This is a genomic window from Polaromonas potterensis (genome assembly GCF_033446725.1).
Lineage (GTDB): Bacteria > Pseudomonadota > Gammaproteobacteria > Burkholderiales > Burkholderiaceae_C > Polaromonas.
This window is the reverse complement of the sequence record NZ_JAWQLX010000012.1, coordinates 1-21,209: the sequence shown is the minus strand read 5'-3', so window position 1 is coordinate 21,209 and position 21,209 is coordinate 1. Positions and strand designations below refer to the sequence as shown.

Below are 21,209 nucleotides of genomic sequence, written 5' to 3'. Positions count from 1 at the left end.
CAGCAGTTATCGATCTTGCGGGGCGCTTGCCTCCAGCCCACAAGTGTTGTTAAGTCACAACCGCGAATGATAGCGATACTTGGGACCCTTGCACGACGCCATCAAGCATGCGATTCGAAATATCGATGCGCGCGCCGTGTTCGTCGGCAATCTTTTTGACCACCGCCAGGCCCAAACCCGTGCCTTTGACCTTGGTGGTGACGTAGGGCTCGAAGGCGCGTTTGAGGATGTGTTCGGGGAAGCCCAGGCCGTTGTCGCTGACGGTCAGGCGCACACGGCGCGAGCTGGGGGAGTATTCGGTCTTGAGCGTGACCAGGGCCTGGTGGCCGGGTGGCAGGCTTTCCTGCGCGTCCTGGGCATTTTGCAACAAGTTGTGAATGACTTGCCGAATCTGTTGCGTATCTGCCTTGATCGCGGGGCAATCGGGGTCCAACTCGGTCACCACCGGCACCACGGCGTTTTCGCTGGCATACAACTGCGTCACATCATTGACCAGCGCATTGAGGTCCAGCGGCTTGAGTTCGGCGGCTGGCAGGCGCGCATAGTCGCGAAACTCATTGACCAGGCGTTTCATTGCATCGACCTGATCGACGATGGTCTTGACGGATTTGGTGAGCAGGATTTGTTCGGTCTCGCCGACCTTGCCGGTGAGTTTCATCTCCAGCCGCTCGGCCGACAGCTGGATGGGGGTCAGCGGGTTTTTGATCTCATGCGCCAGGCGGCGCGCCACTTCGCCCCAGGCCTGGGCGCGCTGGGCGGACACCATCTCGGACACATCGTCAAACACCAGCAGGCATTCGTTGCCTGGTAATTTGGCGCCGCGGGCAATCAGCGTGATCGCGTTGTCTGGCGTGCCGGGTTGGGCCGCATTGAGCTCGAAGGACTGCTGCCAGTGTTCGATGCCGTGTAGCTGGTTGCCGCCAAAGTAGGCATCGAATTGCGCCTGCACCCCTTGCGCAAAGGCTTCCAGGCCGGGGACCTCGGTCAGTGGCCGCCCATGGTAGGCCGCCAGCGGCGCACGCAGGATACGTGTGGCGCCGGGGTTGCTGGTCTGGATGCGGCCTTCCAGGTCCAGCACCATGACACCGGCGGTCAGGTTATCCAGAATGGTCTGCAGGTTGGCGCGTGCGGCGTCCACCTGGTCCATGCTTTTTTGCACGGCGCCGCGCGCGTCGGCCAGTTGCTGGGTCATGTCGGCAAAGGAGCGGGTCAGGCCGCCCAGTTCGTCCTTGCCCTGCAAGGCCGCCTTGGGCGTGAGGTCGCCCTGGGCCACCTGCCGCACACCTTCGGCCAGCAGCAGCAGTGGCCGGGCCAGCTGGTTACCGAGCAGGACGGCCAGCAAGACCGCGCCAAACACCGCGAGGAACAAACTGAGCGTGAGTGTGCCTATGTACATCTTGCGCAGGCCGCCACGGGCCAAGGCACGCTCCTGGTATTCGCGGTTGGCTTCCTGCACGGCAATCGCGTTGGCCACCAGGCTGGCCGGCAACAACTCGGTCACCTGCAGGAAGCGGCTCTCGCCGAACAGGCCGACACTGGGATTGCTCACCAGCGCCAGGGCCTTGATGCGAGGCGGCGTGTTGCTACTGGCCGCCGTGAGGCTGGCGGCGCTGCCCGGTGCCGCGGCTGGCGCGCCCGGGTCCGGCCCGGACGCTTCGGCGCCGGGTAGACCGACTTCGTCCAGCCCTTCGATTTGTGTGGCCACACGCTGGGCGCGGGCGTTGCGCAGCAGTTGTCCGGGCGGCCGCTCCAGCTTGATGGCGTAACGTGAACTACCGGCACTCGCAATCATCTGGCCGGAAGCGGTCCACAAGACCACGTCGCTGACACCCAGTTGCTCACGCAGGCGGTCCAGTGCCAGGCCGGCCGTGGCGTCGGGGGTTTGCGACAACTGCCCCGCGGCGACCCGGGTTTTGTTGGCCAGCTCGGCGGCCAGCGTATCCAGCGTGACACGGCCCAGGTTCAGGCCCGCGTCCAGCGCGCCCTCCACTTTCACGTCAAACCAGCTTTCAATCGAGCGCGAGACAAACTGGTAAGACACCACATAAATCATCATGCCGGGCAACAAACCCACCAGCGCAAAAATGGCCGCCAGCTTGACCAGCAAACGGCTGCCGAATTTGCCCTTGCGCAAACGCAGGATCAGGCGCAGCCCAATCCAGCCGATCACCAGCAGCAGCAATACGGCCACCGCCACGTTCAGCGCAAACAGGCGCACGTAGTTGCGTTCGTAGAGTTCGCGGTTGCCGGTGGCCTGAGTCAGCAAAAACAGCAACACCAGGCCCAAGGCGGCAACAACCCCAACCCCGACACCCACGGTCCAGCGAAAGGCCGGGCTGCTTTTCAGGGCATCGATCTTCTGGCCAGGCGGGTTCACTTCACCGCCTCTTTGAGCGCGTCCTTGGCCGGGTCCTTGTGGGCGTCACGAATCGGTTCGGCCACCAGGGGACGGTTGGTTTCGACCGCGATGGTCCAGTCCTTCTGCCCCGCCACGCCAATCTGGAAGGGGCGCGGCAGTTGCGACAGGTCGAGCCGGAAACGGAAATCCACGTTGTGCCGGGAATCGGGTTCGATTTCCGCGGCGTCGGCCACGCGCCAGCGCGAGATACGCTGGATCGCGGCCAGGGCCTCGGGCAGGCCATCGTAAGTCTGGCTGATGGAGGCGCGCAGGCCGGTGACGCTGATGGCGCCGGACATCACATTCAGGCGCCAGCGCCGGGTCAGGGGCTGATACGCCAGACGCATGGTGCGTGTGGCGCTGGTGACCCGTTTGTCATACCAGTACCAGCGATCCCGGTAGATGTCGGCCTCGGCGACAAAAAACATCGGGATGCCCTTGAGCAGCGCGTCTTCGACCACAGGCGGCACATCGAACTGGACGGTGGCGGACAGGTAGACCGCGTCGTCGGAACGCTCCAGTTTCAGCTGGGTGACCTCGGTTGCCAGAGCGTACGGGCCAGCAAACGCCATCAGGGCCAACACACAAAACGCCAGTAACCGCCGCAACATTCGCTCAAGCGTTGCGTTTTTCAAAAAGCGCGTAATAAAAGCCGTCGTTCTCACTGTTCAAATTGTCCGGGAAGACGGTCGCCGGGGCGCCACTTTGGGGCAGTAAATGACCGGGTGATGCCCCTAAATGGGCATCTTTGTGGCGCGTAACAAACGTTTGGGCCTGCTGCTCGCCTTCAGCCCGAAAAACCGAGCAGGTGCAATAAAGCAGCCGGCCGCCCGGTTTGAGCAGCGGCCACAAGGCGTCAAACAGCCGGCCCTGCAGTGCCGCCAGTTGTGCGATGTCGGTGGGGCGGCGCAACCAACGCACGTCCGGGTGGCGGCGCACGATGCCCGAAGCGGTGCATGGCGCATCCAGCAGGATGCCGTCGTACAAGCGGCCATCCCACCAGGCGTCGGGATGGGCCGCGTCGCCAACCCGGATATCGGCCTGCAGGCCCAGGCGCTGCAGGTTCTGGCCTATACGTTCGCAACGGCGTGCGTCAATGTCCAGCGCCGTGACCTCGGCGTCGGCCAGCTCCAGCAGGTGGGCGGTTTTGCCGCCAGGCGCGGCGCAGGCATCGAGAAGCCGCAGCCCGCCCTCCCCGGCCGCCACCAACCCGTCCAGCAACAAGGGCGCCGCCAGTTGTGCCGCCGCGTCCTGCACCGAAAAAAGTCCCTCGGCAAAACCCGGCAAAGACGGCACCGACTGGGCGTTGGCCAGGATCACGCCGGACTGGCCCACCGGAGACGCTACGATATCCATAGCTGCCAGCGCTTGCAGGTATTGGGCTTGAGTCGTTTTTCGTTCATTAACCCGGAGAATCAGCGGCGCCCGGGCATTGTTGGCCTGCAAGATGGCTTGCCAGTGTGCGGGATGGTCTTTGCGCACCCGGTCTATCCACCACTGCGGGTGGTTCCAGACGGCTTGCGGGCTTTTTTCGGTCAGCGCCACCAATTCATCACGCTCGCGCAGGAAACGGCGCAGGCAACCATTGATGAAACTGGCCTGGTGGCGCGTGTCTTCACTGCGTTTGGCGGCTTCCACGGCCTGGTCGACCAGGGTGTGCGCGGTGTAAGGGGCCTCGTTCTCATTCCAGGCCAGGGCCAGGGCCACACATAGCAAGGCATCGGCCTCGGGCGGCGGTGGCCGCTTGGCCAGTTGCTGGCGCAAGGCCTCGGCACGCCCCAGTTGCCGCAAGGCATGAAAGCCCAGGGCTTGCACGCCGGGCCGGAGTGTGGCGTCAACGTCTTCCAGCGCCGCCGTCATGGAGCGGCCGGCACGAATGGCCAGGAGTAAAAAAGCCGCCCCCTGGAGCTGGCGCCACAGGGGGACTTGGGTGGAGTTGTCTTGCATAGGGCTCATATATACCGCCCGAAACGGACGGCCACCCCGTATTAGACCAGCCACGAACCCTCACTGCCGATTCCGAATTGCAAGCACGGGCCGCGGGACCGGCTTTGCCGGACCGCAGGCGCAGCGGCCCCCCGGGGGCAGGGAGCTACACGCAGTGAGCGACCGTGGGGGCCAACATCACTCCCGTGGGGGCTAAATCAGCGTGTCGGCCCAGATCTGCTGTGCCCAGTTCAATGCGTAAACACCTTCCAGCTCGGTGGGGCCGGGGCTGACCCCGCCCGAACCGGCCACGGCCTTGAAGGTTTTTTCGGCCGCGACATACTCGTGCACGCTGGCCACGTGGATGACGTTTTTGTTGTCCACAAAGCTGTAGCAGGTGTTGGTCAGCATGGGCGCCGGGTTCACCTCCCAGCCGGCCAACTGGGCCACGATGGCGGCAGCCGCCACCTTGCCGTGGTTGTTGGCCATGTGGCCGCTTTTGGGCATGGCCGGGGCGATCTGGATCGAGTCGCCGAGCACAAATACGTCCTTGGCGACGGTGGACTCAAAGGTCTGGTAGTTGACGCCGCACCAGCGGTTGTTGGCCATGTTGTTCAGGCCGGTCTGCACGGCAATGCCACCGGCACGCATGGCGGGCAAGACATTCAGCACATCGGCTTTCACATCATCCTGCACGTCGAACTTGATGAGACCGGCTTTGGCGTCCACACCAATGGCCTTGTGCTGGCCGCGGTATTCGACCATGCCTTTGTACTGCTCGGCCCAGACTTTTTTGAACAGCGGGCCCTTGGAGGTCACGTCCGGGTTGGCGTCGAGGATCAAGACCTTGCTGCGTGGCTTGAAGGCCTTCAAATAACCGGCCACCACCGAGGCGCGTTCATACGGGCCGGGCGGGCAGCGGTAAGGCGCTTCGGGAATGGTGATGGCGAACACACCGCCATCGGGCATGGCTTCGAGCTGTTTGCGCAGCGCCACGGTTTCCGGCCCGGCTTTCCAGGCCTGCAGGATCTGGCCCGCGGCTTGTGCTTCTTTCAGGCCTTCGATGCTGCTGTACATCAGATCGATGCCCGGCGAGACCACCAGCTTGTCGTAAGCAATGGTGGCGCCGCCCGCGAGCGTGACGGTTTTTTTGCTTGTATCGATGGCACTGGCCATGTCGCGGACAACCGTCACGCCATGGTTTTTGCTGAGCCCCGCGTAAGGCGTGGTGATGTCGGCGAGTTGCTTGCCGCCACTGAGCACCAGGTTGGAGATGGGGCAGGAGACAAAAGCGGCTTGTGGCTCGATCAACACCACGTCAATGCGGTAGTCCGACAACAGGCGCACATATTTGGCCGCCGTGGCACCGCCGTAACCGCCGCCTATGACCACCACTTTGGCCTTGGACGGAACGGCGGTGGTGGCGCAAGCGCCCAGACCCAGCAGGCTGAGTGCGGCAGAAGACTGGAGGAAGGAACGTCGTTGCATGATGGTTTTCCTCTTATTTCTTTTGTGCGGCAAAGTAGCTGGCAAGCGTGGCGATCTGCGCATCGCTATAGCCTTTGCTGATCTGGTGCATCACGGTGGCCGGCCGCGCGCCGGACTTGAAAGCATTGAGCTGGGCCACGAAGTAAGTTTTATCCATCCCGGCCAGCGATGCCACGCTGCCGCCCGCAATGGCTTTGCCATCGGTGCCGTGGCAGTTGGCGCAAGTGGCGGCCAGGCTGCGGGTATACAAGGCGTTCTGTGCCGGTGCGCTCTGGGCATGGCTCAAGGTGGATGCCAACAGCGCGCACAAGGCCAGCGCCGTGGTGATGGAATGTGTGGTCTTCACAACTTCTCCTCTTGGTTTTTTTACAAATGACAAGTCAGTCAATTTAACGTGCCACCGGGGGTGGCCTATAGGGAGTATCCAGTACTTTCTCGCCACACCGGCAGGCGGCGTTCGAACCATTCGTGATGTACTTATGGTCGCGCGCCTGCCTACAACATCGCGCCGGGACGCGTCAGCGCAGACTCGTCATCGTCAGGCGTCAGTGACGGCATGGACCGGCCATAGATGCGGCGTATGCGTTCGGCCAGTGGGGGGTGCGAGTCCATCCAGTGCGCCCGGGCTTGCGGCCCAACCAGCAACATGTGTTGCACGGAGGGATGAAAACTCGGGCTGGCGCCTGTGCCTTGTTCTCTGGCCACCTTGCGCAACACGCCACCCAGGCCGTCCCGGCTGCGGGTGTACTGGACCGCACGGGCGTCGGCCAAAAATTCACGCTGGCGCGATACCGCGGCCTTGAGCGCCCGGCCGGCCAGCCAGCCGAGAAAACCCGCGGCCATGATGGCCAGGCCGGGCACGGCCAGCACAGAACGCCTGTCGTTCTCATCACGCTCGCACATGCCGGCACCGAGGTTGAAAATCATCTCCAGCCCAAACACCATGCCGGCCAGCCGCATATTGAGCCGGGTATCACCTTCGCGGATATGGCTAAGCTCGTGGGCGACCAGGCCTTGCAATTCGTCGCGGGTCAGGCTATCCAGCGCGCCGCGTGTCACGGCGATCACCGCGTCGTCTTCGTCCCAGCCGGCGGCAAACGCATTGATACGCTCCACCCGGTTCAACACCATGACCTGGGGCGTGGCCATGCTGGCGGCAATCGCCAGTTCACTGGCGATATTGCAAAGTTTCTGTTCGTCCAGCCGGCTGGATGGCCAGGCCTCGCGGGCACCCACACGCCGCGCCAGCTTTTCGCCGCCGCCCTCCAGGCTGGACGTCTCCAGCCACCAGCCGCCCAGCACAAAGACCAGCGTCATGACAGTATTGACGGTGAAAAAGTACGCTGGGTAACCACGGATGCCGGGCGTGAGCAGGTACCAGGTCAAGGCCAGTGCGGCATTGACGGCCAGCACCAGCGCCACCACTGCCAACGCAAACAGCAGCAACAATTGCCGGGTCTGGGCGCGGGCTTCGTCCTGTTGCTTGAAAAATCGCACGGCGGCAGTTGCTCAGAAACTACCGGCTACATTTGGATGCGCACGGCCTGGCGCTCTTCGGCACTTTGTGTGGCCTGCAACATGGCCGAGGGTGCAAAACCAAACACACGGGCGATCAGCAGCGCGGGAAACTGGGCCTGCGCGTTGTTGTAGTCGAGCACCGAATCGTTGTAGGCCTGGCGCGCAAACGCCACCTTGTTTTCGGTGCTGGTCAGCTCTTCGCTGAGTTCGCGAATGGTGTCGTCGGCCTTGAGTTCGGGGTAAGCCTCGGCCACGGCAAACAGCCGGGCCAGGCTGCCGTCCAGCGCCTGTTCGGCAACCGCCAGCGCCATCACTTCAGGCGCATGGGTGGGCCGGTTGCGCGCGGCGTCGCTGGCCGCACGTGCCTGGTTGCGCGCGGTGATCACGGCCTCCAGCGTGTCGCGTTCGTGTTGCAGGTATTTTTTGGCGGCCTCGACCAGATTCGGGATCAGGTCGTAACGGCGCTTGAGTTGCACATCAATCTGGCCAAAGGCGTTGGCAATGATGTTTTTCAGACGCACCAGGCGGTTGTAGGCACCCACGGCCCAGAACAGCAGCAAAGCGCCAACAACAACAAGCACCAGGGACTGGGTAGACATGAGATTTTCTTTCCATCGATCACGAAACGGCTGCGACCGGCACCGCGACTTTAGCCGACAAATTCGGGGGCTGTACAGACTGGCGACAGATGTACGACCTCATGCGACGCCCATGGGTTATTGAATTCACAATGAAAAACGCCTCACGCCTTTGATGCAAGGGCGTGAGGCGCTACGCTTTTTATAGCGATCTGGTGCAGCGATTATTCGCTGGCAGCACCTTCACTGGTCTGCTCAGGCAGGGCTTCCAGCTCGGCAGCTTCCGCTTCGGCAATGGCGCGGCGCTCGGCGTCGTCCATCTGGTCCTTGGCTTTGCGGGCGTCGTGGTAAGCCATGCCGGTACCGGCAGGAATCAGGCGGCCAACGATCACGTTTTCTTTCAGGCCACGCAACTCGTCGCGCTTGCCCATGATGGCAGCCTCGGTGAGCACGCGGGTGGTTTCCTGGAAGGAAGCCGCGGAGATAAACGAATCGGTCGACAACGAGGCCTTGGTGATACCCAGCAACAGGTTGCTGAAGGTGGCCGGGATCTTGTTTTCGGCGCGCAAGGCGTCGTTGGCATCCAGCATGACCGAACGCTCGACCTGCTCACCGGCGATGTAGCTCGAATCACCGACGTTTTCGACCACCACACGGCGCAGCATCTGACGAACAATCACTTCGATGTGTTTGTCGTTGATCTTCACGCCTTGCAGACGGTAAACGTCTTGCACTTCGTCAACGATGTAACGAGCCAGCTCTTCCATGCCCAGCAAACGCAGGATGTCTTGTGGGTCGGCCGGGCCGTCCACAATCGACTCGCCCTTGTTCACGACCTGGCCTTCGTGCACCAGAATGTTCTTCTCTTTGGGCACGAGGTCTTCCCAGACCTTGCCTTCTGGGTCGGTGATCTGCAGGCGAACCTTGCCTTTGGTCTCTTTACCAAAGGACACGGTACCGGTCATTTCAGCCAAAGTGCCCTTGTCTTTCGGCGTACGGGCTTCGAACAACTCGGCCACACGCGGCAGACCGCCGGTAATGTCACGGGTCTTCTGGCCTTCAACCGGAATACGCGCCAGCACTTCGCCGGGGCCCACGTCCTGGCCGTCACGCACCTGGACCAACGCACCCACCTGGAAGCCAATCGTCACCGAGTGATCGGTGCCGGGGATCTTGACTTCGTTGCCGGTGGCATCGATCAGCTTGACCTGTGGACGAACCACCTTGGTCACACCGCGACGCTTGGGATCGATCACCACCATGGTGGACAGACCGGTCACTTCGTCGAGCTGCTTGGCCACTGTCACGCCTTCTTCGAGGTTCTCGAAGAGCACCTTACCGGCGAACTCGGTAATGATGGGGCGGGTCAGCGGGTCCCAGTTGGCCAGGATCAAACCAGCCTTGATTTGCTGGTCGGCCTTGACCGACAGGATGGCACCGTAAGGCACTTTGTGACGCTCGCGCTCGCGGCCATGTTCATCATGAATGATGATCTCGCCGGAACGGGCAATCACGACCAGCTCGCCCTTGCTGTTGGTCACATAACGCATCGGTGCATTGAAACCGATCACGCCGTTGGACTTGGCTTCGACGCTGGAGGCAATCGCGGCACGGGATGCAGCGCCACCGATGTGGAAAGTCCGCATGGTCAGCTGGGTACCTGGCTCACCGATGGATTGGGCGGCAATGATACCGACGGCTTCACCGATGTTGATCAGGCCACCGCGACCCAAGTCACGGCCGTAACACTTGGCGCACAAGCCAAAGCGGGTTTCGCAGGTCAGTGCGGTACGCACTTTCACTTCGTCCACGCCAGCCACTTCGAGCTCGTCGATCAGGTCTTCGTCCAGCATGGCGCCGGCCTTGGCCAGAACCGCGCGGTTCTCGGGGTGCAACACATCTTCAACCGCAGTACGGCCGAGGATACGGTCGCGCAGCGATTCAATGACTTCACCACCTTCGACAATGGCGCGCATCACCGAGCCGTCTTGCGTGCCGCAATCGTCCTGGGTCACCACCAGATCCTGCACCACGTCGCACAAGCGGCGTGTCAGGTAACCGGAGTTGGCGGTTTTCAGGGCCGTATCGGCCAGACCCTTACGGGCGCCGTGGGTGGAGATGAAGTACTCCAGCACGTTCAGACCTTCGCGGAAGTTCGCGGTGATCGGCGTTTCGATGATGGAGCCGTCAGGCTTGGCCATCAAACCGCGCATACCGGCGACCTGGCGAATCTGGGCTGCAGAACCGCGGGCACCGGAGTCGGCCATCATGTAGATGGAGTTGAAGGAATCCTGCTCGACTTCCTTGCCGTGACGGTCGATGACCTTCTCTTTCGAGAGCTGGGCCATCATGGCCTTGGAGACCTCGTCGCCGGATTTGCCCCAGATGTCCACCACCTTGTTATAGCGCTCACCGGCTGTCACCAGACCGGAGACATATTGCTGCTCGATCTCTTTGACTTCCTTCTGGGCGCGGGCAATGATCTCGAGCTTCTCCTTCGGCACCAACATGTCGTCGATACAGATGGAGATACCGGCTTTGGTCGCCAGGCGGAAACCCGACTGCAGCAACTTGTCGGCAAACACCACGGTCTCTTTCAAACCGCACTTGCGGAAAGACACGTTGATCAGCTTGGAGATTTCCTTCTTCTTCAACGCCTTGTTGATGTTGGAGAAAGGCAGGCCCTTGGGCAGGATTTCGGACAGCAGTGCACGGCCGCCAGTGGTTTCCCACAGCTTGGTCGATGGCACGAACTCGTTCGTTTCCTTGTCCTTGGTCCACTCGGTCAGGCGCACGCTGATGCGGGCGTTCAGATCGAGTTCACCCGCGTCAAACGCGCGGCGAACTTCGCCGGTGTCCGAGAAAACCAGGCCTTCGCCCTTGCCGTTGGTACGGTCTCGGGTTGTGTAATACAGGCCCAACACAACGTCCTGCGAAGGAACGATGGAGGGCTCGCCGCTGGCGGGGAACAAAATGTTGTTCGAAGCCAGCATCAGGGTGCGGGCTTCCATTTGCGCCTCGACCGACAAGGGCACGTGGACAGCCATCTGGTCACCGTCAAAGTCGGCGTTAAAGGCCGAACAAACGAGTGGGTGCAGCTGGATGGCCTTGCCTTCGATCAGGATGGGCTCAAAAGCCTGGATACCCAAACGGTGCAGCGTAGGCGCACGGTTCAGCATCACGGGGTGCTCTTTGATGACCTCTTCCAGGATGTCCCACACCACGGGCGTGCCGGATTCAACTTCCTTCTTGGCCGCCTTGATGGTGGTCGCGATGCCCATGGCTTCGAGGCGCGAGAAGATGAAAGGCTTGAACAGTTCCAGCGCCATCAGCTTGGGCAAACCGCACTGGTGCAGCTTGAGCGTAGGGCCCACGGTAATCACGGAACGACCGGAATAATCGACGCGTTTACCCAACAAATTCTGACGGAAACGACCGGACTTACCCTTGATCATGTCGGCCAGCGATTTCAGCGCGCGCTTGTTGGCGCCCGTCATGGCTTTGCCACGGCGGCCGTTGTCGAGCAGCGAATCGACAGCTTCCTGCAGCATGCGCTTTTCATTGCGGGCAATGATTTCAGGCGCTTTCAGCTCCAGCAAACGGCGCAGACGGCTGTTGCGGTTGATGACGCGGCGATACAAGTCGTTCAGGTCGGAGGTCGCAAAACGACCACCGTCCAGTGGCACCAGCGGACGCAGGTCAGGCGGCAACACAGGCAACACGTCCAGCACCATCCACTCGGGCTTGATACCGGATTTCTTGAACGCTTCCATCAATTTCAAACGCTTGGCGTTTTTCTTGATCTTGATTTCGGAACCGGTCAGGTCATTGCGCAGCTTGTCGATCTCGATGTCGAGATCCAGGCCTTCGAGCAAGTCCTTGATGCCTTCGGCGCCCATCTTGGCAACGTATTCGTCGCCGTATTCCTTGCGCTTGGCATCGTAGTCGTCTTCGGACATGATGCTGAATTTTTTCAGCGGGGTCATGCCGGGATCGGTCACCACATAAGCTTCAAAGTACAACACGCGTTCGATATCGCGCAAAGTCATGTCGAGCACCAAGCCCAGACGCGACGGCAGCGACTTCAGGAACCAGATGTGCGCGCAGGGAGCGGCCAGGTCAATGTGACCCATGCGTTCGCGGCGAACCTTGGTCTGCGTGACTTCAACGCCGCACTTCTCGCAGATGACACCGCGATGTTTGAGGCGTTTGTACTTGCCGCACAGGCATTCGTAGTCCTTGATAGGGCCAAAAATTTTGGCGCAAAAAAGACCGTCGCGCTCTGGCTTGAAGGTACGGTAGTTGATGGTTTCAGGCTTTTTGACTTCGCCGAAAGACCACGAACGGATCTTTTCGGGCGAGGCCATACCGATCTTGATGGCATCGAAATGCTCATCCGGCGTGAATTGCTTGAACAGGTCGAGTAATGATTTCATGAGTTAAATCCTTTTCTTTCCTGCGATTAGCTACGGTCGAGTTCGATGTCGATGCCGAGCGAACGAATTTCCTTGACCAGCACGTTGAACGACTCGGGCATGCCGGCCGTGATGGCGTGCTCGCCCTTGACGATGCTCTCGTACACCTTGGTGCGGCCGACCACGTCGTCCGACTTGACGGTGAGCATTTCCTGCAAGGTGTAAGCCGCGCCGTAAGCTTCCAGCGCCCAGACCTCCATCTCGCCGAAACGCTGTCCACCGAACTGCGCCTTGCCGCCCAAAGGCTGCTGGGTGACCAGCGAGTAAGGGCCGGTCGAACGTGCATGCATCTTGTCGTCCACCAAGTGGTGAAGTTTCAGGAAGTGCATGTAGCCGACGGTGGTGGTGCGCTCAAACGCATCACCGGTGCGGCCGTCGTACAGCTGCGCCTGGGTGCGTGTGGCGGTCAAGCCCTTGGCCTTGGCCAGCTCATCCGGGTAAGCCAGTTGCAGCATGCCCATGATCTCGGCTTCGGACGCACCGTCAAACACCGGCGTGGCGAAAGGCACACCTGTCGTCAGGTTTTGCGCCATTTCCAGGATATCGGTATCCGACAACTTGGCCAGGTCTTCCACACGACCGGACTTGTTGTAGATCGTCTCCATGAACTTGCGCAGCTCGGCCACCTTGGCTTCGGCTTGCAACATGTCGCCAATGCGATGGCCCAGACCTTTGGCGGCCCAGCCCAAATGCACTTCCAGCACCTGGCCCACGTTCATACGGGAAGGCACGCCCAGCGGGTTCAGCACGATGTCGCATGGCGTACCGTCGGCCATGTGCGGCATGTCTTCGACCGGAACGATCTTGGACACCACACCCTTGTTGCCGTGACGGCCGGCCATCTTGTCGCCGGGTTGCAGGCGGCGTTTCACAGCCAGGTAAACCTTGACCATCTTCAGCACGCCAGCTGGCAACTCGTCGCCCTGCGTGAGTTTCTTGCGCTTTTCTTCGAAAGCGAGGTCAAAACTGTGGCGCGTCTGCTCCATCGAGTTCTTGATGCTTTCAAGCTGAGTCGCGACTTCGTCATCCGCAGGACGGATGTCGAACCAGTGGTACTTCTCGACATCGGCCAGGTAGGCCTTGTCGATCTTGGTGCCCTTGGCCAGCTTTTTCGGGCCGCCGTTGGCGACCTTGCCGTTCAGCAGCTTTTCGATACGGTCAAATGCATCGGCTTCCACAATCCGCAACTGGTCGTTCAGATCCAGACGGAAGCGCTTGAGCTCGTCGTCAATGATCTGCTGGGCACGCTTGTCGCGCACAATGCCTTCGCGGGTGAAGACCTGCACGTCGATGACCGTGCCTTGCGAGCCCTGGCTCACGCGCAGCGAGGTGTCTTTCACATCGCTGGCTTTTTCGCCGAAGATGGCGCGCAGCAGTTTTTCTTCCGGCGTCAGCGTGGTTTCGCCTTTTGGCGTGACCTTGCCGACCAACGTGTCGCCCGGCTGGACTTCAGCACCGACATAAATAATGCCGGATTCGTCCAGACGGTTGAGCTGTTGCTCGGACAGGTTGGGGATATCGCGGGTGATCTCTTCCGAGCCCAGCTTGGTATCACGCGCCATCACCACGAGTTCTTCGATGTGAATCGAGGTGTAGCGGTCTTCGGCCACCACGCGCTCGGAAATCAGGATCGAATCCTCGAAGTTGTAGCCGTTCCAGGGCATGAAACCGATCAGCATGTTCTGACCAATGGCGATTTCACCCAGGTCGGTCGATGCGCCGTCGGCAATCACGTCACCCTTGGCCAGCTTGTCGCCCATCTTGACGATGGGACGCTGATGAATGTTGGTGTTCTGGTTGGAACGCTGGTACTTGATCAGGTTGTAGATGTCCACGCCGACTTCGCCGGCCAGGGCTTCTGCATCATTCACGCGCACCACGATGCGGGTAGCATCAACGTAGTCAACGATACCGCCGCGGTTGGCGGTCACCACCGTGCCGGAGTCGACCGCGGCGACGCGCTCGATGCCCGTGCCGACCAGTGGCTTCTCGGGACGCAGCACAGGCACAGCCTGGCGCGACATGTTGGCGCCCATCAACGCGCGGTTGGCATCATCGTGTTCCAGGAAAGGAACCAGCGAAGCCGCCACGGAAACGATCTGCGCAGGCGACACGTCCATGTACTGGATACGTTCAGCACTCACCAGCACGGACTCACCGTTTTCACGCGCAGACACCAGGTCGCCGGTCAGCGTGCCAGCATCGTCCAGCGCCGCATTGGCCTGGGCGATCACGTATTTGCCTTCTTCGATGGCCGACAGGTAGTCGATCTGGTCGGTGATCTTGGCATCCACCACACGGCGATACGGTGTTTCAATGAAACCGTATTCGTTGAGGCGGGCGTACAAGGCCAGCGAGTTGATCAGACCGATGTTCGGACCTTCAGGCGTTTCAATCGGGCAGACGCGACCGTAGTGGGTCACGTGCACGTCACGCACTTCAAAACCTGCACGTTCGCGGGTCAAACCACCGGGGCCAAGGGCCGATACACGGCGCTTGTGGGTGATCTCGGCCAGCGGATTGGTCTGGTCCATGAACTGCGACAGCTGCGATGCGCCGAAGAACTCTTTCAACGCAGCCGAAATCGGCTTGCTGTTGATCAGGTCATGCGGCATCAGCGGCTCTTGCTCGGCCTGGCCCAGACGTTCTTTCACAGCCTTTTCGATACGTGCCAGACCGGTGCGGTACTGGTTCTCGGCGAGTTCACCGACACAACGCACGCGGCGATTGCCGAGGTGGTCGATGTCATCGACTTCGCCATTGCCGTTACGCAAGTCAACCAGGATCTTGACGACCGCGAGGATGTCCTCGTTGGTCATTACCATGGGGCCGGTGGAAGAATCGCGGCCCACGCGGGCGTTGAACTTCATACGGCCAACCTTGGACAGATCGTAGGTGTCCGGGTTGTAGAACAGGCGCTGGAACAAGGCCTGCACCGCGTCTTCCGTGGGCGGCTCGCCGGGACGCATCATGCGGTAGATCGCCACACGTGCGGCGAACTCGTCCGCGGTTTCGTCGGAACGCAGGGTCTGCGAAATGTAGGAGCCCTGGTCGAGTTCGTTGGTGTACAGGACTTGCAGGTCCTGCACGCCAGCGACGCGCAGCTTTTTCAGCAACAGTTCGCTCAACTCGTCATTGGCCTTGGCGATGATTTCACCGGTCTCGGCATCCACAATGTTCTTGGCGACCACGCGGCCGATCAGGAAATCTTCAGGGACGCTGATGGTGGAGGTAGCGCTTTGCTCGAGTTCACGCGTGTGGCGCACGGTGATACGCTTGTCTTTCGCGACCACAACCTTGCCGTTTTTGTCGGTGATGTCGAAACGGGCGACTTCACCGCGCATACGCTCGGCGACGAATTCCATTTGCGCGCCGCTGTCCATCAGACGGAAATTGTCGAACACAAAGAAGTTCGCGAGGATGGACTCGGGGTTCAGGCCAATGGCCTTGAGCAAAATCGTGACAGGCATCTTGCGACGGCGGTCAACACGGAAGTACAGGATGTCTTTCGGGTCAAACTCGAAGTCCAGCCAGGAGCCGCGGTAAGGGATGATACGTGCCGAAAACAGCAGCTTGCCCGAGCTGTGGGTCTTGCCCTTGTCATGCTCGAAAAACACACCGGGCGAACGGTGCAACTGGGACACGATCACACGCTCGGTGCCGTTGATCACGAACGAGCCCTTGTCGGTCATGAGCGGCACTTCGCCCATGTAGACTTCCTGCTCTTTCACTTCCTTCACGACCTTGGACTGCGAGGTCGAGGATTCGCGGTCATAAATGATCAGTTGGACTTTGGCACGCACGGCCGAGGCGAAGGTCAGGCCACGGGTCTGGCATTCACGCACGTCAAACGCGGGCTTGGCCAGGTTGTACTCGAGGAACTTCATCTCGACAAAACCGTTGTGCGAGACGATGGGGAAAGCGTTTTCAAACGCAGCCTGCAGGCCTTCAACTGTGCGCTTTTGTGGCGCACGGTCGGCTTGCAGAAACGCCGTGTAAGCGTCTTTCTGCATCTGCAACAGGTAAGGAACATTCAGCACGCTTTCGCGGCTGCCGAAACTTTTGCGAATTCGCTTGCGTTCGGTATAAGAATAGGCCATGAGTTCTCCGCTTTAATGGGACACAAACAAGTATGCAAACTGGTTTGCTAAGCTCTGGCGACTGTCTTGAATGAATACACCACGTAATCAAACAGACTTGGTGGTTGGCCACTACCAACCATGGCGGACGGCAACGCATTGCACGTTGCCCGAACCAAGGCGTTTCCTGCAGTCGGGGTCAGGAAGCACTGGCAAGCAGATTTTCGTCAAATCTGCTTGCCAGTATTTCCAAAGAGGTTAAAAACCCGCGTTTGGCGGCGTTTTTAACGGTACTCCTTGAAAGCACGAAAGGCTGGAAGCCGATATCGGTCTTCCAGCCTTTGTAGAACACAAGGATTACTTGAGTTCGACTTTCGCGCCTGCGTCTTCGAGCTTCTTCTTGGCTGCGTCTGCGTCGGCCTTAGGAGCGGCTTCCTTGACAGCCTTCGGTGCGCCGTCAACCAGATCCTTGGCTTCTTTGAGGCCCAGACCGGTGATTTCGCGCACGGCCTTGATGACGGACACCTTGTTGGCGCCGGCTTCCAGCAACATCACGGTGAATTCAGTTTTCTCTTCTGCGACTGCAGCAGCGCCGCCGCCGCCAGCAGCAGGAGCCGACATGGCTGCAGCGCTCACGCCAAATTTCTCTTCGATGGCTTTCACCAGCTCGTTGAGTTCCAAGACCGTCATGCTATCCAGCGCGGTCAAAAATGCGTCTTTATCGAATGCCATTTTGATTTCCTAAAAAAGTTGGGGTCAAGTTAAGCCGCTACGGCTTCCGGTGCTGCTTCTTCTGCCGGGGCAGCGTCGCCACCCTTTTTGGCCGCCAGCGCGCCCAGCACAACGGCTGTACGCGACATGGGGGACATCAGCAAGCCACACACCTGGGCCAGCAACACTTCCTTGGAAGGGATGTTGGCCAGTTGCTTCACGCTGTTCACGTCCAGGACTTTTCCTGCCATTGCGCCTGCGCGAATCACCAACTTGTCGTTGGTTTTTGCGAAGTCGGCAACCACCTTGGCGGCGGCAACAGCATCGATGGAAAAGCCATAGATCAGCGGACCGGTCATCTGGTCGGACAGGACGTCAAACGCGCTACCAGCCACGGCACGGCGAGCCAGGGTGTTTTTCAACACGCTCAGGGTCACGCCTTTGTCGCGGGCTTGGCTGCGAAGCTTGGTCATGTCAGCGACCGTGATGCCACGGTATTCCGCTATCACGAGCGTTTGAGCTTTAGCGGCGAGGCCTGTCACTTCATCAATGACGGCTTGTTTCTCACTGCGGTTGAGACTCAAGGTCTACTCCTTAATGTTGTGTCTTGCAAACTGCGCTTTCACGCGGCCTGCGCAACACGCCTATATTCAGCGACCAACTGTTTCAGATTCTTTGCAAAACCATCTGCAGCGGGACCGCCATCTGCGTTGGCTGTCTTTCGATTAAGCGGCGGCTTTTTCGACCTGCCGCGCCAACGGTCCTGGATAGCCTGCCGGAATTCAAAAACTCCGGCAGCCCACCACATTGAACAGCCCTTGCGGGCTACTCAAATTTTCGCGATTACGCCGCGATGGATTGCGTGTCGACGCGAACGCCCACACCCATCGTGGACGAAACCGCCACTTTACGCAAATACACACCTTTGCTCGACGCAGGCTTGGCCTTGATCAAAGCATCGATCAATGCAGCCAGGTTGCCCTTGAGCTTGTCATTGTCGAAAGAACGGCGACCGATGGTGCCATGCACAATACCGGCTTTGTCAACGCGGAACTGGACTTGACCGGCTTTGGCGTTTTTAACGGCCGTTGCCACGTCAGGCGTGACCGTGCCAACCTTGGGGTTGGGCATCAAACCACGTGGGCCAAGGATCTGGCCCAGCGTACCGACGATACGCATGGCATCAGGCGATGCGATCACAACGTCGAAGTCCATCTTGCCAGCCTTGATGTCGGCAGCCAGATCGTCCATGCCAACGATGTCAGCACCGGCGGCCTTGGCTTCTTCGGCCTTGGCACCTTGCGCAAACACGGCGACACGTTTGGTCTTGCCAGTACCGTTGGGCAGCACGACGGCGCCACGAACGACTTGGTCGGATTTCTTGGCATCAATGCCGAGCTGCACAGCCACGTCGATGGACTCATCGAACTTGGCAACAGCGAATTCCTTGACCAGACCCAGGGCGTCAACCACTGCGTACAGTTTGTTGGTGTCGATTTTGTCGCCAACAGTTTTTTGGCGCTTGGTCAGCTTGCTCATACAACACCTTCCACCGTCACACCCATGGAACGGGCGGAACCGGCAATAGTACGGACTGCAGCATCCAGGTCAGCAGCAGTCATGTCTTTCATCTTGTGCTTTGCGATTTCTTCCAGCTGGGCACGGGTGATCTTGCCAACCTTGACGGTGTGCGGCGTGGCCGAACCCTTGTCAAGCTTGATCGCCTTCTTGATCAGGGTCACCGCTGGCGGTGTCTTGATGATGAAGGTAAAGCTTTTGTCTGCATACGCAGTGATCACGACGGGCAAAGGCAGACCGGGCTCAACACCTTGAGTCTGGGCGTTAAACGCCTTGCAGAACTCCATGATGTTCAGGCCGCGCTGACCCAGGGCTGGGCCGATCGGGGGGGATGGGTTAGCTTTACCAGCTGGCACTTGCAGCTTGACAAAGCCGACGATTTTTTTCGCCATACTTTTCTCCTTGCGGGTAATAACGCCAGCACCTTGTCACGAATGACGAGCCCTGACTCCCCGGGGGTTACACAACTCTGGATTCAAGCGGTTTGCACCGCCCTCCGCGCCGAGTCGCAAAGCGCAGATAAATCAGGTCTTTTCGATCTGGCTGAATTCCAGCTCGACAGGCGTGGCACGACCAAAAATCGTGACCGACACGCGCACTTTGTTCTTGTCGTAGTTGACTTCTTCGACGGTGCCGTTGAAGTCGGTAAATGGGCCATCCTTGACACGAACGTATTCGCCGGTTTCAAACTCGACTTTGTGACGCGGCTTCTCGGTGCCGACTTGCATCTGGCTCACGATTTTCTGCACATCTTCTTCAGAAATCGGGGCCGGGCGGTTTTTTGCGCCACCGACAAAACCCGTTACCTTGTTGGTGTGTTTCACCAAATGCCAGGTCTCGTCGTCCATGACCATTTCAACCAGCACATAACCCGGGAAGAAACGACGTTCCGTCGTTTTCTTCTGACCGTTCTTGATTTCGACGACTTCTTCAGTCGGCACCAGAAAACGACCAAATTTGGCCTGCATGCCGGCGCGGTTGATGCGCTCGACAATATTGCGCTCAACGGCTTTTTCCATGCCCGAATAGGCATGCACCACGTACCACTGCATGCCAGGCGTCGGCTGCAGGGATGCGCCAGCTGCCATTTCGCTGATCACGTCACCGTTTATATCGCTCATTATTTCTTCCACCCCAGTATCAGGTCGTAAAACACCCACTCAAGCGTTTTGTCGGTGAGCCACAAAAAGAGCGCCATCACCACCACAAAGGCAAAGACGTAGGCCGTCATCTGCATGGCTTCCTTGCGGGCAGGCCACACCACTTTTTTGACTTCACGCCAGGAATCGCGGCCAAATGCCACGAATTGTTTGCCAGGCTCGGAGGTCATGAACACAACCACGGCGGCGACCAGGCCGACGATCAAACCACCCCACTGGGCAATTTGTCCCTGCTTGCCCAGCAGGTAGAAGCCCGCGAGCGAGCCCACGACCAAAGCCACGGCGAGGGCCAGCTTGGCCTTGTCAGCGGTGGTGCTGACGGTTTCGACTTGAGAAGTGGCCATGATTGCCTGATTTCCTGTTCTTCATCACGCGTCTTCGCAGACACTTAAGCCCACCTGGGGTCTTTTGGACTCCCGGCGGGCTTGCATAGTTCTATTTCACACCACACTCGACTTCAGACCATGCTGAAAATCGGGTGGCAGGGGCGGAAGGAATCGAACCATCAACCTTCGGTTTTGGAGACCGACGCTCTGCCAATTGAGCTACGCCCCTACAGCAAACCTTTTAATACTTACGCAATGATCTTGGCAACGACACCAGCGCCGACGGTCTTGCCGCCTTCACGGATGGCGAAACGCAGACCTTCTTCCATGGCGATCGGGTTGATCAGCTTGACGGTGATCGACACGTTATCGCCTGGCATGACCATCTCTTTGCCTTCTGGCAACTCGATCGCACCGGTCACGTCCGTGGTACGGAAGTAGAACTGGGGACGGTAGTTGTTGAAGAAAGGCGTGTGACGGCCGCCCTCATCCTTGGACAAGACATAGATCTCGCCAGTGAAATGGGTGTGTGGCTTGATCGAACCTGGCTTGCACAGCACTTGGCCGCGCTGCACGTCTTCACGCTTGGTGCCGCGGAGCAAGATACCGACGTTGTCGCCGGCTTGACCCTGGTCCAGCAACTTGCGGAACATTTCCACGCCGGTGCAGATGGTCTTTTGTGTGTCGGCAATACCGACGATCTCGATTTCTTCGCCGACCTTGACAATACCGCGCTCGACACGACCGGTCACCACAGTGCCGCGGCCGGAGATGGAGAACACGTCTTCGACGGGCATCAGGAAGGCACCGTCCACTGCACGCTCTGGCATGGGGATGTAGGTGTCGAGGGCCTCAGCCAGCTTCATGATGGCTTCTTCACCCAGCGGGCCTTTGTCGCCTTCGAGGGCGAGTTTGGCGGAACCGTGGATGATGGGGGTAGCGTCGCCAGGGAAATCGTATTTGTCGAGCAGC

Annotated in this window: 17 protein-coding genes and 1 tRNA gene; all 18 read right to left on the bottom strand. The window is 59.7% G+C overall.

Annotated elements, in window-relative coordinates; all coding sequences use genetic code 11:
- Positions 1–49 precede the first annotated feature (49 nt).
- Entirely contained in the window at positions 50–2,377 is a 2,328-nt protein-coding gene (locus R6254_RS19045) for a sensor histidine kinase (protein WP_318409201.1), read from the bottom strand.
- Positions 2,374–3,009 carry a DUF4390 domain-containing protein gene (locus R6254_RS19040; protein ID WP_318409200.1) on the bottom strand — a complete coding sequence of 212 codons (636 nt, stop codon included), beginning with the start codon at positions 3,007–3,009 and terminating at the stop codon, positions 2,374–2,376. The genes R6254_RS19045 and R6254_RS19040 overlap by 4 nt, the downstream gene beginning before the upstream one ends.
- 4 nt (positions 3,010–3,013) lie before the next feature.
- The gene (rsmB, locus tag R6254_RS19035) at positions 3,014–4,345 is read right to left on the bottom strand and encodes a 16S rRNA (cytosine(967)-C(5))-methyltransferase RsmB (protein WP_318409364.1); all 1,332 of its coding nucleotides are present in this window, start codon (positions 4,343–4,345) and stop codon (positions 3,014–3,016) included.
- Positions 4,346–4,537: 192 nt separating this feature from the next.
- A complete protein-coding gene (locus R6254_RS19030; protein WP_318409198.1) occupies positions 4,538–5,812 on the bottom strand; it encodes an NAD(P)/FAD-dependent oxidoreductase in 1,275 nt (424 codons plus the stop codon).
- A gap of 13 nt (positions 5,813–5,825) precedes the next feature.
- A complete protein-coding gene (locus R6254_RS19025; protein WP_318409196.1) occupies positions 5,826–6,158 on the bottom strand; it encodes a c-type cytochrome in 333 nt (110 codons plus the stop codon).
- A 149-nt stretch (positions 6,159–6,307) separates the two neighbouring features.
- A complete protein-coding gene (locus tag R6254_RS19020; RefSeq protein ID WP_318409194.1) occupies positions 6,308–7,309 on the bottom strand; it encodes a M48 family metalloprotease in 1,002 nt (333 codons plus the stop codon).
- Between the two features lie 26 nt (positions 7,310–7,335).
- On the bottom strand, positions 7,336–7,929 hold the full coding sequence (locus R6254_RS19015) for a LemA family protein (RefSeq protein ID WP_318409193.1): 594 nt from the start codon (positions 7,927–7,929) through the stop codon (positions 7,336–7,338).
- 203 nt (positions 7,930–8,132) lie between these two features.
- Positions 8,133–12,344, bottom strand: a complete 4,212-nt coding sequence (gene rpoC, locus R6254_RS19010; protein ID WP_318409192.1) for a DNA-directed RNA polymerase subunit beta' — start codon at positions 12,342–12,344, stop codon at positions 8,133–8,135.
- 26 nt (positions 12,345–12,370) lie between these two features.
- Complete coding sequence (gene rpoB / locus R6254_RS19005) at positions 12,371–16,483, bottom strand: DNA-directed RNA polymerase subunit beta (protein ID WP_318409190.1); 4,113 nt, start codon at positions 16,481–16,483, stop codon at positions 12,371–12,373.
- Positions 16,484–16,661: 178 nt separating this feature from the next.
- On the bottom strand, positions 16,662–16,814 hold the full coding sequence (locus tag R6254_RS19000) for a hypothetical protein (RefSeq protein ID WP_318409188.1): 153 nt from the start codon (positions 16,812–16,814) through the stop codon (positions 16,662–16,664).
- A gap of 5 nt (positions 16,815–16,819) precedes the next feature.
- Positions 16,820–17,194, bottom strand: a complete 375-nt coding sequence (gene rplL, locus R6254_RS18995) for a 50S ribosomal protein L7/L12 (protein ID WP_318409186.1) — start codon at positions 17,192–17,194, stop codon at positions 16,820–16,822.
- Positions 17,195–17,223: 29 nt separating this feature from the next.
- Entirely contained in the window at positions 17,224–17,757 is a 534-nt protein-coding gene (gene rplJ / locus R6254_RS18990; RefSeq protein ID WP_318409184.1) for a 50S ribosomal protein L10, read from the bottom strand.
- A 259-nt stretch (positions 17,758–18,016) separates the two neighbouring features.
- Positions 18,017–18,712: a 50S ribosomal protein L1 gene (gene rplA / locus R6254_RS18985; RefSeq protein ID WP_318409182.1), complete on the bottom strand. Its 696-nt coding sequence runs from the start codon at positions 18,710–18,712 to the stop codon at positions 18,017–18,019.
- Positions 18,709–19,143, bottom strand: a complete 435-nt coding sequence (gene rplK, locus R6254_RS18980; RefSeq protein WP_318409180.1) for a 50S ribosomal protein L11 — start codon at positions 19,141–19,143, stop codon at positions 18,709–18,711. The genes rplA and rplK overlap by 4 nt, the downstream gene beginning before the upstream one ends.
- Positions 19,144–19,275: 132 nt before the next feature.
- Entirely contained in the window at positions 19,276–19,839 is a 564-nt protein-coding gene (nusG, locus tag R6254_RS18975) for a transcription termination/antitermination protein NusG (RefSeq protein WP_318409363.1), read from the bottom strand.
- A gap of 32 nt (positions 19,840–19,871) precedes the next feature.
- A complete protein-coding gene (gene secE, locus R6254_RS18970; protein WP_318409178.1) occupies positions 19,872–20,255 on the bottom strand; it encodes a preprotein translocase subunit SecE in 384 nt (127 codons plus the stop codon).
- 135 nt (positions 20,256–20,390) lie between these two features.
- Positions 20,391–20,466 (bottom strand) — tRNA-Trp (locus R6254_RS18965).
- Positions 20,467–20,485: 19 nt separating this feature from the next.
- The coding region (locus R6254_RS18960) for an EF-Tu C-terminal domain-related protein (protein WP_318409176.1) at positions 20,486–21,209 on the bottom strand (724 nt) is incomplete at its 5' end.

Excerpts from the sequence above, each read along its gene's own strand:
- nusG (WP_318409363.1), bottom strand. The coding sequence starts at position 19,839 with ATGGCAGCTGGCGCATCCCTGCAGCCGACGCCTGGCATGCAGTGGTAC.
- rpoB (WP_318409190.1), bottom strand. The coding sequence starts at position 16,483 with ATGGCCTATTCTTATACCGAACGCAAGCGAATTCGCAAAAGTTTCGGC.
- rplK (WP_318409180.1), bottom strand. The coding sequence starts at position 19,143 with ATGGCGAAAAAAATCGTCGGCTTTGTCAAGCTGCAAGTGCCAGCTGGT.
- R6254_RS19030 (WP_318409198.1), bottom strand. The coding sequence starts at position 5,812 with ATGCAACGACGTTCCTTCCTCCAGTCTTCTGCCGCACTCAGCCTGCTG.
- R6254_RS19015 (WP_318409193.1), bottom strand. The coding sequence starts at position 7,929 with ATGTCTACCCAGTCCCTGGTGCTTGTTGTTGTTGGCGCTTTGCTGCTG.
- rpoC (WP_318409192.1), bottom strand. The coding sequence starts at position 12,344 with ATGAAATCATTACTCGACCTGTTCAAGCAATTCACGCCGGATGAGCAT.
- R6254_RS19040 (WP_318409200.1), bottom strand. The coding sequence starts at position 3,009 with ATGTTGCGGCGGTTACTGGCGTTTTGTGTGTTGGCCCTGATGGCGTTT.
- rsmB (WP_318409364.1), bottom strand. The coding sequence starts at position 4,345 with ATGCAAGACAACTCCACCCAAGTCCCCCTGTGGCGCCAGCTCCAGGGG.
- secE (WP_318409178.1), bottom strand. The coding sequence starts at position 20,255 with ATGGCCACTTCTCAAGTCGAAACCGTCAGCACCACCGCTGACAAGGCC.
- rplL (WP_318409186.1), bottom strand. The coding sequence starts at position 17,194 with ATGGCATTCGATAAAGACGCATTTTTGACCGCGCTGGATAGCATGACG.
- rplA (WP_318409182.1), bottom strand. The coding sequence starts at position 18,712 with ATGAGCAAGCTGACCAAGCGCCAAAAAACTGTTGGCGACAAAATCGAC.